This window comes from Jiangella endophytica (genome assembly GCF_003427025.1).
In the GTDB taxonomy this organism is placed as follows: Bacteria; Actinomycetota; Actinomycetes; order Jiangellales; family Jiangellaceae; genus Jiangella; species Jiangella endophytica.
This window is the reverse complement of sequence record NZ_QVAI01000002.1, coordinates 91824-108658: the sequence shown is the minus strand read 5'-3', so window position 1 is coordinate 108658 and position 16835 is coordinate 91824. Positions and strand designations below refer to the sequence as shown.

Genomic DNA, 16835 nt, shown 5'->3' with positions numbered 1-16835 from the left:
GCTGTGGTTGCAGCGGCTTTACCGCAAGGCAACACGAAGGAAACCTGTCATTGATCCTATAGGTTGTGCCGCGAACCTCGGTGAGGGCGGAACCGCGCCCCGCCGGAGGCGGTTGACCGCCCCACCCTGCGGTCCTAAGGTATCCGTATGGTGACGTGTTCTGTTCCGGATCGTGGAATATGAGCTGGTCTGCGGAGCTGGCCGAGGCGCTGGGCCGCGAGAACGTCATCACCGACCCGGCGCGGTTGCGGACGTACGAGTGCGACGGCCTCACCGGCTACCGCGTTCAGCCCGCCATGGTGGTGCTGCCACGTTCCGCCGAGCAGGTGGCCGCGGCCGTCCGCGTGTGCGCCGGGCACGGGGTCCCGTTCGTCGCCCGTGGCGCCGGGACGGGGTTGTCCGGCGGTGCGCTCCCGGTGGCCGACGGCATCGTCATCTCGCTGCAGCGGCTGCGCCGTGTCGTCGAGGTCGATCCGGTCAACCTGCGCGCCGTCGTCGAGCCGGGCGTCACCAACCTCGACATCAGCAAGGCGGCAGCGCCCTACGGGCTCTACTACGCCCCGGACCCGTCCAGCCAGCAGGTCTGCACCATCGGCGGCAACGTCGCGGAGAACTCCGGCGGCGCCCACTGCCTGAAGTACGGCTTCACCGTCAACCACGTGCTGGCCGCCGAGGTGGTGCTCGCCGACGGCACCGTCACCACGCTGGGCGGCGACTCCGCGCAGGTGCCCGGCTACGACCTGCTCGGTGCGTTCATCGGCTCCGAGGGCACGCTGGGCATCGTCACGAAGGTCACCGTGCGGCTGCTGGCCAAGCCGGCCGCGGTCCGCACAATGGTGGCCGACTTCGCGACGGTGGCCGGCGCGGGCGACGCGGTCACCGGCATCATCGCGGCGGGCATCGTGCCGGCGGCGGTCGAGATGCTCGACAACCTCGCCATCCAGGCGGTCGCCGCGTCCACCGAGAGCGTCTACACCCCCGACACCGTCGCGGCGCTGGTGGTCGAGCTGGACGGCCCGCCCGACGACGTCGCCGAGCAGTTCGACGAGGTGCAGGAGATCTGCCGCCAGCACGGCAGCACGAAGATCATGCTGGCCAGGGACGCCGACCACCGAGCGCTGATCTGGAAGGGCCGCAAGGCCGCGTTCGCGGCGGTCGGGCGGATCAGCCCCAACTACTTCGTGCAGGACGGCGTCGTGCCGCGCGGCCGGCTGGCCGAGGTGCTCGGCCGCATCGCCGCGATGGCCGACGACGCCGGCGTCCGGGTCGCGAACGTCTTCCACGCCGGTGACGGCAACCTGCACCCGCTGGTGCTCTACAGCGAGGCCGAGGGCCAGCACGACCGCGCCGAGCGGTTGTCGACCCAGATCGCGGAGCTGTGCGTCGAGCTCGGCGGGTCGCTCTCCGGCGAGCACGGCATCGGCGCCGACAAGGCCTGCTCGATGCCCCGGATGTTCGGCGAGGACGACCTCGCGACGATGCTCCGGCTGCGCACGGCGTTCGACCCGGACGGCCTGTGCAATCCGGGCAAGGTCTTCCCGACGCCGCGGCTGTGCGGTGAGCGGCCCGGGCCGTACAGGCCGCACCCGCTGGAGGAGGCCGGGGTGATCGAGCGGCTATGAGCACCGTGACGACCTACCGGCCGGCCGCATTGGCGGAGTTGCGCGACGCCCTGGTCGACAGTGCCCGGGCGGGCGAGCGGCTGGCCATCGCCGGCGGTGGCAGCGCCGCCGCGTGGGGCGGCGCGCCGCGGTATGACGCCGTCCTCGACACCACCGCGATGAGCGGCCTGATCGCCTACAACCCGACGGACATGACGGTGGCCGTGCAGGCCGGGATGCCGTTCGCGGCGTTGCAGGAGACGCTGGCCGGGAACGGCCAGTGGGTGGCGCTCGACCCGGCCCGCGCGGGCACCGTCGGCGGGCTGGTCGCCACGGCCGACGCCGGCCCGGTGCGGCACGCGTTCGGCACGTCGCGCGACTGTGTCATCGGGGTGACGGTGGTGCTGGCCGACGGCACGGTGGCGCGGTCCGGTGGGCATGTCATCAAGAACGTCGCCGGGTACGACCTGGCGAAGGTGTTCCACGGGTCGCTCGGCACGCTCGGTGTGCTGGCCGAGGTGGTGCTCCGGCTGCACCCGCGTCCGGCGGCGACGGCGACGCTGGCGGTGCCGTGCGACGCGGCCGCGGCGTTCGACCTCGGCGGCCGGCTGGTGCACGGCTCGCTGGAGCCGGTCGCGGTCGAGTGGTGCGACGGCACACTGCTGGCCCGGTTCGACGGCACCGCAGGTGGCGTGGAGGACCGGGGCCGCCGCGCGATGGCGCTCGCCGGAGCGGGCGCCGAGTGGCTGCCCGGTGACGACCATCGCGCGGGCGCGCGCTGGTCCGCCGTCGCCGACCTGGTCCGCGGCGCCGACGGCGACACCGTCGTCCGTCTCGGCGCGGCGCCGGACCGCGCCCCGTCGTTGGCCGCGCTGGTCGACCGTGAGGCGCGGGCGCACGCCGTCGACGCGGCGTTGACCAGCAGCCCGTTCGCCGGCGCGCACACCGTGCGCCTGCGCGGCGCGACCGCGGCCGCGCACGCCGCCGTCGTGATCGCGTTGCGCACCGAATTCCCGGCGACCACCGTGTGCCGCTGGGCCGACGGCCTGCACGACGAGCTGCCGGCGTGGGGCGAGCCGCCGCCCGCGGTCGCCGTGCTGCGCGCGGTCAAGCGCGCGTTCGACCCCGACGATCGCCTCGGCAGCGGGAGGTTCGCACCATGGTTCTGACTCCAGGCGGTTCCGGCTCGTTCGACGCGCACCACCCGCCGCGGCGCGAGCTGCTGGACGACTGCGTGCACTGCGGGTTCTGCCTGCCCAGCTGCCCGACGTACGCGGTCGACGGTGAGGAGATGGACTCGCCGCGCGGACGGATCTACCTGATGGACCTGGCCGAGCGCGGCGAGATCCCGCTGGACCGCACCATCGCCGGGCACATCGACTCCTGCCTGGGGTGTCTGGCCTGCGTCACGGCCTGCCCGTCCGGTGTGCAGTACGACCTGCTGCTGGAGGCGACCCGGCCGCAGCTGGAGCGGCACGTCCCGCGCACCCGGCGCGAGCGGCTGGTGCGCCGGGCGATCTTCGCGGTGTTCCCGTACCCGGCGCGGATGCGGGCCGCCGCGCTGTTCGGGGTGCTGTACCGGCGGCTGGGGCTGCGGGCGCTGGCGCACCGGCTCGGCATCGTGGCCCGGCTGCCGGCCGAGCTGCGCGCCGCCGAGGACCTGCTGCCGCCGGTGCCGGTGCGGTCGTTGTTCCGGCGGCCGGCGCCGCTCGTGCCGGCGGCGGGGGAGCGGCGGCTGCGCGTGGCCATGCTCGAGGGCTGCGCGCAGCGGGTGCTCTTCGGTGACGTCAACGCCGCGACGGCACGCGTCCTGGCGGCCGAGGGCTGCGAGGTCGTCGTGCCGCAGGGCCAGCGCTGTTGCGGCGCGCTGAACCTGCACGCCGGCCTGGAGGACGACGCCGCGGCCCGCGCCCGCCGGCTGATCGACACGTTCGAGCAGGCCGAGGCGGACGTCGTCGTGGTCAACGTCGCCGGCTGCGGCTCGTCGATGAAGGAGTACGACCGGCTGCTCGCCGACGACCCCGCCTACGCCGACCGGGCCGCCCGGTTCGCCGCGTCCGTCCGCGACGTCAACGAGCTGCTCGCCGAACTGGAACCGCGGGCGCCCCGGCACCCCGTCCAGGCCAAGGTCGCTTACCACGACGCCTGTCACCTGGCGAACGCGCAGCGGATCCGGACCCAGCCGCGCGACCTGCTGCGTGCCGTCCCCGGCATCGAGGTCACCGACATCCCCGAGGCCGACATCTGCTGCGGATCGGCCGGCATCTACAACCTGGTCCAACCCGCCACCGCCGAGGAACTGGGCCGGCGCAAGGCGGCCAACATCGAGTCCGCCGCGCCCGACGTCATCGCCACCGCGAACGCCGGCTGCCTGCTCCAAGTACGCCGCTTCCTCACCGCCGACATCCCGCTCGTGCACCCGATCGAGATCCTCGACGCGTCCATCCGCGGCGTGCCGCTGGAGAAGGCGCGGCGATGACGCCGTCAGGCTCGGGTCTGCCCGCTCAGCTCCTCGGAGAGGTCGCGTGCAGCCCGGGTCAGCAGCGGGACGGCGCGGGCGACGAGGTCGTCGGTGACCCGCGACGACGGCCCGGAGATGGACAGCCCGAGCCTCGACGGCGCGTCCGGCACGGCCACCGCGACGCAGCGGACGCCGATCTCCTGCTCGCCCTCGTCGATGGCGTAGCCGCGGTCCGCGGTGAGCGTGAGCTCGCGGCCGAACTCCGCCGGGTCGGTGATCGTGTGCTCGGTCTGCATCGGCATGCCGGTGCGCTGCAGCATGTCGCGCACCGTCGTCTCCGGCAGCGTGGCCAGCACGGCCTTGCCGACGGCGGTGCAGTGAGCCCAGACCCGACGGCCGACCTCGGTGAACATCCGCATGGAATGGCGCGACGGCACCTGAGCCACGTATACGATCTGGTCACCGTCGAGCATCGCGAGGTTCGCCGACTCGCCCAGCTCGTCGACCAGGTGAGTGAGCTGCGGCCGTGCCCACGTGCTGAGCATGGTCGAAGAGCTCTCGCCGAGCCTGATCAGGCGCGGTCCGAGGGCGTAGCGTCGCGACGGCTCCTGACGCAGGTAGCCGAGGTCGACGAGGGTACGGACGATGCGGTGGATGGTCGGCAGTGGCAGGTGCGAGGCCGTGGCCAGCTGGGACAACCCCATGCTGCCGCCGTGGTCGGCCATGGTTTCGAGCAGGCCGAACGCACGCTCGACCGACTGCACGCCACCCGAGCGAGCTCGCGACGACTCGGTTTCCACACAGCAGATACTAACGTCCGCAATACAGAATTTTGGAGAGGTACCGCATGGCAACGCCCAGCCCGGGATACGCGATCACGGTCCGCGTCGAGGCGCCGTCCTCGTCGACGGCCACCAGCGGCCTGGCCGCCGCCGTCAGCGCGGCCGGGGGTGCGCTGACCGCCCTCGACGTCGTCGAGTCCTTCGCCGACCGCCTGGTCGTCGACGTCACCTGCGACGCCGTCGACTCCGACCACGGCGAGTCGATCACCAAGGCGCTGACGCAGGTCGACGGCGTCACCGTCCGGAAGGTGAGCGACCGGACGTTCCTCATCCACCTCGGCGGCAAACTGGAGGTCAACCCGAAGGTGCCGCTCAAGCACCGCGACGACCTCTCCCGCGCCTACACCCCCGGCGTCGCCCGGGTGTGCCTGGCGATCGCCGAGAACCCCGAGGACGCCCGGCGGCTCACCATCAAGCGCAACACCGTCGCCGTCGTCACCGACGGGTCGGCCGTGCTCGGACTCGGCAACATCGGCCCGGCCGCCGCCCTCCCCGTCATGGAGGGCAAGGCCGCGCTGTTCAAGCAGTTCGCCGGCGTGGACGCCTGGCCGGTCTGCCTCGACACCCAGGACACCGACGAGATCGTCTCGATCGTCCGAGCCTTGGCGCCGGTGTACGGCGGCATCAACCTCGAGGACATCGCGGCGCCGCGATGCTTCGAGATCGAGGCTCGGCTGCGCGAACTGCTCGACATCCCCGTCTTCCACGACGACCAGCACGGCACCGCCATCGTCGTGCTCGCGGCGCTCTACAACGCGCTGCGCGTGGTCGGGAAGCCGCTGGACCAGGTCCGCGTGGTCGTCAGCGGTGTCGGAGCGGCCGGGCACGCGATCATCCGGCTGCTGCACGCCCAGGGCGTCACCGACATCGTCGCCTGCGACCGCCGCGGCGCCGTCCACCCCGACAACGGCGAGGGCCGCGACGAGTTCCGCCGCTGGATCGCGCAGAACACCAACCCGCGCGCCGCCGCCGGCTCGCTGCGCGAGGTGCTGGCCGGCGCCGACGTGTTCATCGGCGTCTCGGGCCCGAACCTGCTCACCGGCGAGGACATCGCGACGATGGCGTCCGACGCGATCGTGTTCGCGCTGGCCAACCCCGACCCCGAGGTCGACCCGATCGCGGCGCGCGAGCACGCCGCCGTCGTCGCGACCGGCCGGTCCGACTTCCCGAACCAGATCAACAACGTGCTGGCCTTCCCCGGCTTCTTCCGCGGCATGCTCGACGCCGGCGCCCACGAGATCACCGACGCCGTCATGCTCGCCGCTGCCCAGGCCATCGCCGACGCCGTCGGCCCGGAGCAGGTGAACGCCAGCTACATCGTGCCGTCGGTGTTCGACCCCGAGGTCGCGCCGGCCGTCGCCGCCGCCGTCAAGCAGGCGGCCCAGGCCGGTTGACGGCGTGCCAGGGCGGCAGGTGCTCGGGATCGCGCGGGTAGAGCTCGTAATCTCGCCGGAGGAGCTCCACCTCGCCCGGCCCCCACTGCAGGAACGGCGGGCTGTCGAAGTCGTACTTCGTGGCGAGGCGGCCGTCGCTGTCGAGACGGACGATGGCGCCGTACCAGGCGCCCCGTCCGTCCGGCACGTAGCTCGCGCGGCGTAGCGCCGTGCAGGCCGCGGCGACGTCCGGGAGGTAGAGCAGGATCCGGCTCCGGGCGTCGCCGCCGGGCAGGCGGACCGTCACGTTGGTCCGCACCTCGTCCGCCGCGGCCGACACGGTGAGCAGCGCGTACTCCCAGCCGTCCGGCAGGTGGGCCAGCAGGGTGTACCCCACGGTCAGCAGCGGGTCGTCGGTCGTCGCCGGCGGGTCGTCCAGGCGCAGCCGCGGGTAGGGGACGCCGTGCTCGTCGGTATCGGGCCAGTGGTCGCGGCCGGAGTCGAGTATCGCCTCGCGTATCGTGCGGCCGAGTTCCTCGTCGCTGAGCTCGAGGAGCTCGTTCGTCACCTCGTGAGCAGGCTCGTCACTCATGCCCCGATCATGGCATCCGCTCGTAGGCGGGCAGGGTGAGGAAGTCGGTGTAGTCGTCGGCGAGGGAGAGGTCGGTGAAGGTGGCCCTGGCCTCGGCCCAGTGCCCGCCGCCGAAGGCGTCGGCGCCGACGCGCTGCTCGATGGATGCGCACTCCTCGTCGATGAGGCGCTCGACCAGCTCGCGGGTGACCCGCTGGCCGTCGGAGAGCTCCACACCGTTGTGCAGCCACTGCCAGACCTGGCTGCGGCTGATCTCGGCCGTGGCGGCGTCCTCCATGAGGTTGTTGATGCCGACCGCGCCGAGTCCGCCCAGCCAGGCGGCGAGGTACTGGATGCCGACGGAGATGTTGCTGCGCAGTCCCGCCTCGGTGACCTCACCCGGTGTCGACACGACGTCGAGCAGCTGGGCGGCCGTGACGTGGACGTCGTCGCGGGTGCGGTCGATCTGGTTCGGCCGGTCGCCGAGGACGGCGGTGAACGCCTCGCGGCAGACCTCGACCATGCCGGGGTGCGCCACCCAGGAGCCGTCGAAGCCGTCGCCGGCCTCGCGCGTCTTGTCGTCCTGGACCTTGGCGAACGCCGCCTCGTTGACCACCGGGTCGCGGCTGGGGATGAACGCCGCCATGCCGCCGATGGCATGCGCGCCGCGCTTGTGGCAGGTGCGCACCAGCAGCTCGGTGTAGGCGCGCATGAACGGGACGGTCATGGTGACGGAGTTGCGGTCGGGCAGCACCCAGTCGGAGCCGCGGGTGCGGTAGTTCTTGATGACGCTGAACATGTAGTCCCAGCGCCCGGCGTTGAGGCCGGCGGAGTGCTCGCGCAGCTCGTAGAGGATCTCCTCCATCTCGAACGCCGCGGGGTAGGTCTCGATGAGGACGGTGGCGCGGATGGTGCCGCGCGGGATGCCGAGCGCGTCCTGGCCGATGACGAACGCGTCGTTCCACAGCCGCGCCTCGAGGTGGCTCTCCATCTTCGGCAGGTAGAAGTAGGGCCCCTGGCCGCGGTCGAGCTGCTTCTGCCCGCTGGTGGCGAGGTACAGCGCGAAGTCGACCAGTCCGCCCGAGGTCGGTTCGCCGTCGACGGTGATGTGCTTCTCGGGCAGGTGCCAGCCGCGTGGCCGGACGACGATGGTGGCCAGCGGCTGGTCGGTGCGCAGCGCGTAGTGCTTGCCGTCGGGATTGGTGAACTCGATGGTGCCGTCGATGGCGTCGCTCAGGTTGAGCTGCCCCTGGACGACGTTCTCCCAGAGCGGCGTGTTGGCGTCCTCCTGGTCGGCCAGCCACACCTTGGCGCCGGAGTTGAGCGCGTTGATGGTCATCTTGCGGTCGGTGGGCCCGGTGATCTCGACCCGGCGGTCCTCGAGGCCCGGCGCCGGCGGCGCCACGCGCCAGGTGTCGTCCTCGCGGACGTCCTTGGTCTCGGTGAGGAAGTCGAGCTCGGCGCCGGCGGCGACGGCGGCGGTCCGCTCGGCGCGACGGCGCAGCAGCTCGAGCCGGCGCGGGTTGAGCTCGCGGTGCAGTCGTTCGATGAGCGCGAGCGCGGCCGGGGTCAGCACCTCGTCGAACCGTTCGTGCATCGGACCGGTGACCTCGATACCCGCCATCGCCTGCTCCTCAAAAAATTCCGCAATCCGGAAGTTGCTATCTGCATATCAGAATATCGGCGGCGCGAAGACCCAGTCAAGACAGGCGACGGCCCCCGGACCGTGGGTGGTACGGTCCGAGGGCCGACGTGCGGGGGCGGCGGTCAGCCGCGTGGGCGACGGGTCAGAAGGCGGCCTCGTCGAGGTCCATCAGCGCGTTGTCGGTGGCCTCGGCGACGGCCCGCTCGGCCGCCAGCCGCGGCAGCACCTGCCGGGCGAAGAACTGCGCGGCCGCCAGCTTTCCCTCGTAGAACGCCTGGTCGGTGGCCGAGACGTCGCCGTCGAGCTTGGTCAGGGCCACGGCGGCCTGGCGGAGCAGCAACCAGGCGACGACGAGGTCGCCGGCGCCCAGCAGCAGCCGGGTGGTGTTCTGGCCGACCTTGTAGACGTTGCGGACGTCGCCGCCCTCGGTGCGCTCGTCGGCCGACATCAGGAAGCCGACCATCGTGCCGAGGATGCCCTGGACGTCCTGGAGCGCCTTGGCCAGCAGCTCGCGCTCGACCTTCAGCCGGCCGCCGCCCAGCTCGTCGTCGACGGTCTGCTGGATCTGCTGCGACAGCCAGCCGATGGCCTGGCCGTTGTCGCGGACGATCTTGCGAAAGAAGAAATCCTGGCCCTGGATGGCGGTGGTGCCTTCGTACAGGGTGTCGATCTTGGCGTCGCGGACGTACTGCTCGAGCGGGTAGTCCTGCAGGAAGCCCGAGCCGCCGAAGGTCTGCAGCGACTCCGAGCCCAGCAGCACCCAGGACCGCTCGGACCCGTAGCCCTTGACGATCGGCAGCAGCAGGTCGTTGATGCGCTCGGCGTTCTCGTCGGTCTCGCCGCGCGCCGTCGCGGCCGCGACGGCGTCCTGCATGGTGGCGGTGTAGAGGACGAGCGCCCGCATGCCCTCGGCGTGCGCCTTCTGCGTCATCAGCGAGCGGCGGACGTCGGGGTGGTGGGTGATGGGAACCCGGGGCGCGGTCTTGTCGGTGGCCCGCGTGAGGTCGGCGCCCTGGACCCGCTCCTTGGCGTAGTCGAGGGCGTTGAGGTAGCCCGAGGACAGCGTGGCGATGGCCTTCGTGCCGACCATCATGCGGGCGTACTCGATGACCTGGAACATCTGCGCGATGCCGTCGTGGACGTCGCCGAGCAGCCAGCCGACCGCCGGCTCGTCGTCGCCGAACGTGAGTTCGCAGGTGGTCGAGACCTTGAGGCCCATCTTCTTCTCGACGTTGGTGGCGTAGACGCCGTTGCGCTCGCCGAGGTCGCCGGTCTCGGGGTCGAACCGGACCTTCGGCACGATGAACAGCGACAGCCCCTTGGTGCCCGGGCCGCCGGCGCCCTCGACGCCGACCGGACGGGCCAGCACGAGGTGGACGATGTTCTCGCTCATGTCGTGCTCGCCGGACGTGATGAACCGCTTCACGCCCTCGATGTGCCAGCTGCCGTCGGCCTGGGGGTGGGCCTTGGTGGTGCCGGCGCCGACGTCGGAACCGGCGTCGGGCTCGGTGAGCACCATGGTGGCCGCCCAGCGGCGGTCGATCATGATCTCGGCGATGCGCTTCTGCGCCTTGGTGCCGTTGCGCCAGATGATGCTGGCGAACGACGGGCCCGAGGCGTACATCCAGGCGGCGGCGTTGGCGCCGAGGATCAGTTCGGCGGCGCCCCAGAACACCGACGGCGGCAGCGGCGTGCCGCCCAGGCCCTCGGGAAGTGCGAAGCGCCACAGCTCGGAGTCCATCAGCGTGTCGAAGCTCTTCCTGAACGCCTCGGGGACGGTGACGGTGCGGGCCGCGGGATCGTAGACGGGCGGCGTGCGGTCGGACTCGGCGTACGAGGCGGCGAGGTCCTCGCGGCTCATGCGGTCGACCTCGGCGAGGATGCTGCGCACCGTGTCGGTGTCGAACTCCTCGTAGCGCCCGCTGCCCAACTGCGCGTCGCTGCCGAACACGTCGAACAGCGCGAACTCGATGTCGCGCAGGTTGGACCTGTAGTGGCTCATCGCATCCTCCGTCAGCGCGTTGCTACCAGCCGGTAACCCCATGGTGCTACTTGTCGGTAACTTCGCGCAACCCAGGAACGCCGAAGGCCCCGCGGCCGTCCCATGGATATGCGACGACTAGGAACCTTCGCCGCGGTGGCCGGCATCGCCCTGCTGGCGGCTTGCGGCGGCAACGACAGCGGCGACGACACCACCGCCGTCCCTGGCGACTCCGGGTCCGACGGGTCCACCGAGCCGGCTGTGCCGATCGTGGGCAGCCGGTGGGTGCTCGAGGAGCTGCAGGCCGCCGGCGCGACGGTCGCTGGCCCGTCCGACCCCGAGGCCTACTTCGAGATCGACGAGAACGGCGACGTCACCGGCTCCACCGGCTGCAACGGCTTCAGTGGCTCGGCCGAGGTGAGCGACGCCGGCATCACCTTCCAGCCGCTCATCTCCACCCGCCGCGGCTGCTCCGGCGACCTCGGCCAGATCGACAGCTCGATGCTGGCGGTGCTCCGGGGCGAGGTGACGGTCGCGGTGACGGGCGACAGCCTGACGATCACCAACGCCGACGGCGAGTCGCTGACGATGATGGCGTCCGACGCCCCGTCCACCGACCTCTGACATGCGACGCCCAGCGGGTGGCTTCGGCCTGCTGGGCGTCCTGCTGGTCCTGGCCGCCTGCGGTGACGCCGCCGCAGGCGCGGCCGGCGACGACGCCGGCGCCGAGCTGACCGGCCGCACCTTCGTCTCCACCGGCGATGCCGGCATCCCCGGCGGCGGGCCGCTGACGCTGACCTTCACCGACGACGGCCGGCTGCTGGCCGCGGCGGGTTGCAACAGCACCAACGGCCCGGTCGAGCTGGCCCGCGGCCGCATCGTCGCCGCCGACCTCGCGATGACGGCCATGGGCTGCGAGTCCGACGCCATGGCCTCCGACGAGTGGGTCACCGGCCTGCTGTCCGCCGAGCCGTCCTGGGAGCTCGACGGCGACCTCCTCGTGCTCACCGCGGGCGAGCGGGTGGTGTCGCTGACCGACCGCGACGTGCTGGATCCTCCGGTCGGGCTGACCGGCCGGCGCTGGGACGTCGACGGGCTCTCCGACGGCGAGGTGGCCTCGAGTGTGCCGGCCGGCGTCACGGCATACCTGCGCATCGACGGCGACGTCCTGACCGCCTTCACCGGCTGCAACGAACTGACCGGCACCGTCACCGTCGAGGGCGACACGTTCACCGTCGCCGGTCCCGCCGTCACCCTCGCGGCCTGCGACGACGACGCGGTACGTCAGGTCGAGGGGGCGGTGCTGGCGGTACTCGCGGGCCCGGTCCGGTTCTCCATCACCGGTGACCGGCTCGCGCTGGAGGCGCCCAGCGGGCACGGCCTTCAGGCGGTGTCGGCCGATTGACAGTCCGCGTCGTCGTTTGTCACGTTTCGGCGGGGCTTTCCACAACTGATCCACAACCTGTGGGTCGCGCCGCGTATCGCCCCGTCCGTTCCCGTGTCGTTGCAGGTGGAAGACCCCTCGGACCCTTACCCCGAGGGGTCTTCCCGATTCTTATCGCATCGCCCGATGAACACCGCGTAACGACACGGTGCATCGCCGGGATCCGTTCGAGTTGGTCCGTCCCTATACAACCGCTTTGCCGTAGCCGTTACATTGATCACCGAGAACGGCGGGGATGAGATCGGCCGGACCAGGAGGCAGAGTGCGCGACAGGCTCAGCCGTGCCGAGTCGGCGCTGCGGTCGGCCGTGGCCCGCGGCGGCGAGGCCGACCTCGGGCGCGACATCGATCCTCGCTCCGTCGAGTCCGCCGACGCGTGGGACGAGTCGCGCACCGTCCGCGCCCGCATCGTCGACGAGTTGCTGCGCGACGCTGACGGCGTGCCCGGCGCGGCCGTCCGGCTCACCGGCGCCCGCATCACCGGAGGCCTGCAGTTGCGCGACGGGCGGCTGGACCGGCCGCTGCGGCTCGACATGTGCTGGATCGACGACATCCTCGCGCTCGCGGAGCTGACGGCGGCCGGCGTCGAGCTGGTCCGCTGCCGGGTGCCTGATCTGCGCACGGCGTCGGTCGACGTGCAGAACGCGCTCGCCGTGCGCGAGTGCCTGGTCGGCTCGGTGAGCATGGTCGACACCCACGTGCACCGGTCGGTGTCGTTCGAGGACAGCCGGTTCCTGGGCCACTCGACGCTGTTCCACGCCCGCAATCTCAGCGTCGGCGGCGATCTGCTGCTCACCCGGGCGCGGCTGTTCGCGGCGTCCGGCGAGGCCGTCAACGCCGAGCGGCTGCGCGTCGACGGCGGGCTGGGCCTGGTCGGCGCTCGCGTCCGAGGCCCGATCGTGCTGTCCGGCGCCACCGTGGCCGGGAAGGTCGACCTCACCGACGCCGTGCTGCGCAACCGCCACGGCGTCGCGCTCGACGCCCGCCGGCTGATCGCGGGCGGGGTGCAGGGCCAGGGCCTGCGCTGCAGCGGCACCATCGACCTCGGCCACGCGACGGTGGCCGGCGGCGTGGTGTTCGACGCCGCGGTGCTGGCCAACCCGGGCGGCGACGCGCTGGTGGCCAGCGACATCGAGGCCGACCGCCTGGAGGCGGAGAACGGCACCCGCATCATCGGCCGCCTGCTGATCCCGCGCGCCGTCGTCCGCGACACGCTCGCGCTGCGCGGCATCGAGATCAGCAACCCCGGCGGGTACGCCATGGTCGGCATCGGCGCCGCGGTCGGCTCGCTGGTGGCCGACCGCGCCCGGCTGGTCGGCCGGGTGATGCTGGACGAGATGGAGGCGACGTCGGTCCGGCTGGTCGGGACCCGGGTCACCAACCCGGACGACTCCTGGGCGGTGAGCCTGCAGTCGGCGACGGTCCGACGCGACCTCAACCTCGAGCGGCTGACCGCCAAGGGCGGGCTGAACATCAAGGGCATCCGGGTCGGCGCGGCGGTCTTCCTCACCGGCGCGAACCTCGACGGCGGCTACCGCGCGCTGGCCGCCTCGCGGGCCGTGATCGGCGAGCGGATGGTGCTCGGGCGGCGATTCCGCTGCCGCGGCGACGTCGACCTCGCCCACGCCGACCTCGGCAAGAGCCTGGCGATGGACGGCGTCCGGGTGCAGGGGCAGCTGCGGCTGTTCCAGGCCCGGGTCCGCAGCGACGTGCTGTTGCGGGGCGCGTACATCGAGGCCTCCGGCATGGGCGTCGACGCCATCGGGCTGCGGGTCGACGGCCGGTTCACCGCTCGCGGCATGGTCTGCGACGGCGCCGTCCGGCTCACGGCGGCGGTCGCCGACAGCGTCGTGCTGACCGGCGCGCAGTTGTACAACCCCGACGGCAACGCGCTCATCGCGCCGCGCATCGAGGTCCGTGGCGACCTCGTCGTCGGCAACGACCCGTACTCGTCCGACCTCGGCGGGTTCTGGGCCGACGGCGGCATGGTCATGCGCGACGGCAAGGTCGGCGGCGACCTCGTGCTCGACGGCGCCGTGCTGCGCAGGCCCGACCACCGGGCGCTGGACTGCACCGGGATGCAGGTGGGCGGCAAGGTCTCGCTCGAGCGGGCCGAGATCGAGGGCACCGTCTCGTTCGACCAGGCGCACGTACGCCGCCGGTTCGTGCTCAGCGGCTCGACCCTGGCCGGGCGCGGGGTCGGCTCGACCGACGGCTCGATCGTGTTCAGCGCGATCCAGACGACGTCCGACGAGTTCCTCGTCGACGGCGGTGTGTTCAACGGCGCGCTGCGGCTCACCGGATCGGCGTTCTCCGCGGGGCTGAGCCTGCGGCACGCACGGTTCGCCGCGCCCGGGCAGACGGCGCTGCTGCTGCCCGACGTCACCTGCGGCGTGTTCCGGCTGACCGGCCTCGACGTCGACGGCGCCGTCATCGTCGCGCGGTCCCGGGTGGGTGGCGACCTCGTCGTCGACGGCGGCCGCTACCACCACCCGGGCCGGTTCGCCGTCGACGCCGCCCAGGTCGCGGCCGGCGGCTCGGTGCTCGTCCGCGACCTGCAACTGACCGGCGGCGTCGCGCTGCGCCGGGCCGAGGTCGGCTTCAGCGTCACGATGACGGCGGTCCACGGTGAGATCGGCGAGCGGGACGACGGGCGGGTCCCCGTCCGCGAGATCGTCGCGGCCTCCGGGCTCAAGGTCGAGGGCAACCTGGAATGCCGCGACGTCACGCTGACCGGGCAGTTCTCGCTGGCCGAGGCGGCGCTGGCCGGCCGGCTGCTGGTCCGGGGCCGCACGACTCTGACGAACCCGGGCGGCACCGCGGTGTTCGCGCCCAACCTGCGGGTGTCCGGGGCGGTCGAGCTGGGCTCGCGACGCTCCACCGGCAACGGCCCGCTGATCATCGTCGGCGAGGTGCGACTCGACCGCGCGCACATCGGCGAGCTCTCCTGCGAGCAGGTGACCATCAGCCAGGAGCACGCCGCGGACTCCCGCGCGGCCGGGACCGAGCAGGTGCGCCCGCTGGTCTCGCTGCACGAGTCCGTGGTCGCTCGGCGGATCCTCATGAACGACCTGAGCGTCGGCTCCACGGCGGAGCGCGGCCGGCGGGCGCTGATCGACCTCTCCGAGCTGCAGGCCGGCACCGTCGAACTGCCGGCCGGCGAGATCGCCGTCGACCTGCGCGACTCCGAGGTCCGGACCCTGGTCATGGACCCCACCGACACGTCCATGGTCATGCTCTCCGGCCTGACCTTCGACGACCCCGGCGACGCCGACGTCGACACTGCGCTCGCCTGGCTGCGCCGCGACCCGACCGGTTACCAGCACCAGGTGTACGAGCAGCTGGCCAACCACTACCGCCGCTCCGGCGACGACGCCGCCGCGCGCACCGTCCTGCTGGCCCGGCTCCGGCACCGCCGCGACCTGCTGCGCACGTCGTCGTTCGGTCAGCTGCTGATGAAGGGCTGGGGGTACCTGCAGGACGTCACGGTCGGCTTCGGCTACCGGCCGGGCCTCGCGGCCATCTGGTTCCTCGGCCTGCTGGTGTTCGGGACGGCGTACTTCTGGAACAAGGAGCTGGACCCGGTCGAGGTGAACGTCCACCCGACGTTCAACCCGTTCGGCTACACGCTCGACCTGCTGATCCCGATCCTGAGCCTGGGCCAGGACGCCGCCTGGGACCCGCGCGGAACCGACCTCATCGTGGCCTACGGGCTCGTCTTCAGCGGCGCGGTGCTCGCCACGACCGTCGTCGCCGCCGTCACCCGGGTGCTGAACCGGCGGTGAGTTGTCCACAAATTCTGTGCACAGGGCTGTGGGTAACCTGCGGCACACGCTCAGCCTCTTGTGGACAGGCTTGTGGGTGACGGTCCAGCCCGGAATTGTTCGCCGAACCCCCTTGTGCGGCCTAGGCGACGGGACTAGAAATGCTCCATCGTCATCGACGAGTTCGGAGCCGGAAAGCCGGGGTGACCTGGTCAAAGACGCCGAAGGAAGTCGAAGGCGGGCCGGACGGAGAACGGCAGTTCGCCACGTCGGGGCAACCCGGCGGACCGCACACCGATGGGCGGGGTGGCTGACGGAGCCGGACGGCAGACCGGAAGGGCAGCGGAGTACCCCGCGGGCAACCGTGAGCTTCGCCGTTCGAGCCGCCGTCATCGGAGGTGGCGAGCATCAGGCCGGTACATCCGGTCGCGATGGTTCCGGTCGTCTGAGAAGGCCCCTCGGACCCTTACTCCGAGGGGCCTTCGCCTTTTCGGGGCCTGGCCAAAACCCGTTGCCGCCGGTCGGCCCGGCCGGTAGACAGAGCCCGTGATCAACGTAGCAGCCGTGGCCACCACGCCCACGCTGACCGGCGAGCGCATCCGGCTGGTCCCGCTCGGGCCCGAGCACGCCGAGGCGGTGTTCGAGTCGTTGCAGGAGCCCGAGTCGGCCCGGCTCACCGGCACCCACCAGACGTTCACCCGCGCGGCCATCGACGCGTTCTGCGCCAGCCGCGCCGCCCAGGACGACCGTCTCGACTGGGCCATCGAGGACGCCGCGTCGGGCGAGTACGCCGGCGGGCTGGCCGTCAACGAGGTCGACGAGGACAACGAGACCGCCGGCTTCCGCATCGACCTCGTCGCGACGTACCGCGGCCGCGGGCTCGGCCCCGAGGCCATGGAGCTGATGCTGCGCCACCTGTTCGAGGCGGTCGGCGTCCACCGGGTCGGCCTCGAGGTCTACGCGTTCAACCCGCGGGCCCAGCGCTCCTACGAGAAGTGCGGGTTCGTCGTCGAGGGCCGGGTGCGTGGTGCGCTGCTCTGGCAGGGCGAGCGGGTCGACGCCATCCTCATGGGCCTGCTCCGGGCCGACTGGCTGAGGGCCTGAGGTGGGGCTGTCCCCCCGATGAAGCGGCCGGTCAGCGCCATGGGTCCGGC

General features: G+C 72.2%; 12 protein-coding genes. 8 read left to right on the top strand and 4 right to left on the bottom strand.

Going from position 1 to position 16835, the window contains the following annotated elements; genetic code table 11:
• The first annotated feature begins 179 nt into the window (after positions 1 to 179).
• Genes DZA62_RS04870 through DZA62_RS04860 form a run of 3 tightly spaced genes read left to right on the top strand, consistent with a single transcriptional unit; the run spans position 180 to position 4080 of the window.
• The gene (locus DZA62_RS04870; RefSeq protein WP_116947679.1) at positions 180 to 1622 is read left to right on the top strand and encodes an FAD-binding oxidoreductase; all 1443 of its coding nucleotides are present in this window, start codon (positions 180 to 182) and stop codon (positions 1620 to 1622) included.
• Positions 1619 to 2770, top strand: a complete 1152-nt coding sequence (locus DZA62_RS04865; protein WP_116947678.1) for an FAD-binding oxidoreductase — start codon at positions 1619 to 1621, stop codon at positions 2768 to 2770. Before DZA62_RS04870 ends, DZA62_RS04865 begins: the two co-directional genes overlap by 4 nt.
• Positions 2761 to 4080, top strand: a complete 1320-nt coding sequence (locus DZA62_RS04860) for a (Fe-S)-binding protein (protein ID WP_116947677.1) — start codon at positions 2761 to 2763, stop codon at positions 4078 to 4080. Before DZA62_RS04865 ends, DZA62_RS04860 begins: the two co-directional genes overlap by 10 nt.
• Before the next feature lie 5 nt (positions 4081 to 4085).
• Here the strand turns inward: DZA62_RS04860 and DZA62_RS04855 are convergent, their stop codons facing one another.
• A complete protein-coding gene (locus DZA62_RS04855) occupies positions 4086 to 4862 on the bottom strand; it encodes an IclR family transcriptional regulator (RefSeq protein WP_232827259.1) in 777 nt (258 codons plus the stop codon).
• A 47-nt stretch (positions 4863 to 4909) separates the two neighbouring features.
• Here DZA62_RS04855 and DZA62_RS04850 point away from each other — a divergent pair, with 47 nt between their 5' ends.
• The gene (locus DZA62_RS04850; protein ID WP_116947676.1) at positions 4910 to 6298 is read left to right on the top strand and encodes an NAD-dependent malic enzyme; all 1389 of its coding nucleotides are present in this window, start codon (positions 4910 to 4912) and stop codon (positions 6296 to 6298) included.
• Here DZA62_RS04850 and DZA62_RS04845 read toward each other — a convergent pair.
• The 3 genes from DZA62_RS04845 to DZA62_RS04835 all read right to left on the bottom strand — a co-directional run bounded on the left by DZA62_RS04845 (position 6273) and on the right by DZA62_RS04835 (position 10495).
• On the bottom strand, positions 6273 to 6869 hold the full coding sequence (locus DZA62_RS04845; protein ID WP_116947675.1) for a hypothetical protein: 597 nt from the start codon (positions 6867 to 6869) through the stop codon (positions 6273 to 6275). The genes DZA62_RS04850 and DZA62_RS04845 overlap by 26 nt on opposite strands.
• Before the next feature lie 7 nt (positions 6870 to 6876).
• Positions 6877 to 8472, bottom strand: a complete 1596-nt coding sequence (aceB, locus tag DZA62_RS04840; RefSeq protein ID WP_116947674.1) for a malate synthase A — start codon at positions 8470 to 8472, stop codon at positions 6877 to 6879.
• 163 nt (positions 8473 to 8635) lie between these two features.
• The gene (locus tag DZA62_RS04835) at positions 8636 to 10495 is read right to left on the bottom strand and encodes an acyl-CoA dehydrogenase (protein WP_116947673.1); all 1860 of its coding nucleotides are present in this window, start codon (positions 10493 to 10495) and stop codon (positions 8636 to 8638) included.
• A 108-nt stretch (positions 10496 to 10603) separates the two neighbouring features.
• Here DZA62_RS04835 and DZA62_RS04830 point away from each other — a divergent pair, with 108 nt between their 5' ends.
• The 4 genes from DZA62_RS04830 (at position 10604) to DZA62_RS04810 (ending at position 16785) form a co-directional block, all read left to right on the top strand.
• On the top strand, positions 10604 to 11098 hold the full coding sequence (locus DZA62_RS04830; RefSeq protein ID WP_157987482.1) for an META domain-containing protein: 495 nt from the start codon (positions 10604 to 10606) through the stop codon (positions 11096 to 11098).
• Between the two features lies 1 nt (position 11099).
• Positions 11100 to 11879, top strand: coding sequence for an META domain-containing protein (locus tag DZA62_RS04825; protein WP_116947671.1), 780 nt, complete (start codon positions 11100 to 11102; stop codon positions 11877 to 11879).
• A gap of 301 nt (positions 11880 to 12180) precedes the next feature.
• On the top strand, positions 12181 to 15702 hold the full coding sequence (locus DZA62_RS04815) for a hypothetical protein (RefSeq protein ID WP_157987481.1): 3522 nt from the start codon (positions 12181 to 12183) through the stop codon (positions 15700 to 15702).
• A gap of 543 nt (positions 15703 to 16245) precedes the next feature.
• A complete protein-coding gene (locus tag DZA62_RS04810) occupies positions 16246 to 16785 on the top strand; it encodes a GNAT family N-acetyltransferase (protein WP_198663430.1) in 540 nt (179 codons plus the stop codon).
• Positions 16786 to 16835: the final 50 nt, after the last annotated feature.

Excerpts from the sequence above, each read along its gene's own strand:
- aceB (WP_116947674.1), bottom strand. The coding sequence starts at position 8,472 with ATGGCGGGTATCGAGGTCACCGGTCCGATGCACGAACGGTTCGACGAG.
- DZA62_RS04860 (WP_116947677.1), top strand. The coding sequence starts at position 2,761 with ATGGTTCTGACTCCAGGCGGTTCCGGCTCGTTCGACGCGCACCACCCG.
- DZA62_RS04850 (WP_116947676.1), top strand. The coding sequence starts at position 4,910 with ATGGCAACGCCCAGCCCGGGATACGCGATCACGGTCCGCGTCGAGGCG.
- DZA62_RS04825 (WP_116947671.1), top strand. The coding sequence starts at position 11,100 with ATGCGACGCCCAGCGGGTGGCTTCGGCCTGCTGGGCGTCCTGCTGGTC.
- DZA62_RS04845 (WP_116947675.1), bottom strand. The coding sequence starts at position 6,869 with ATGAGTGACGAGCCTGCTCACGAGGTGACGAACGAGCTCCTCGAGCTC.
- DZA62_RS04835 (WP_116947673.1), bottom strand. The coding sequence starts at position 10,495 with ATGAGCCACTACAGGTCCAACCTGCGCGACATCGAGTTCGCGCTGTTC.
- DZA62_RS04865 (WP_116947678.1), top strand. The coding sequence starts at position 1,619 with ATGAGCACCGTGACGACCTACCGGCCGGCCGCATTGGCGGAGTTGCGC.
- DZA62_RS04870 (WP_116947679.1), top strand. The coding sequence starts at position 180 with ATGAGCTGGTCTGCGGAGCTGGCCGAGGCGCTGGGCCGCGAGAACGTC.
- DZA62_RS04830 (WP_157987482.1), top strand. The coding sequence starts at position 10,604 with ATGCGACGACTAGGAACCTTCGCCGCGGTGGCCGGCATCGCCCTGCTG.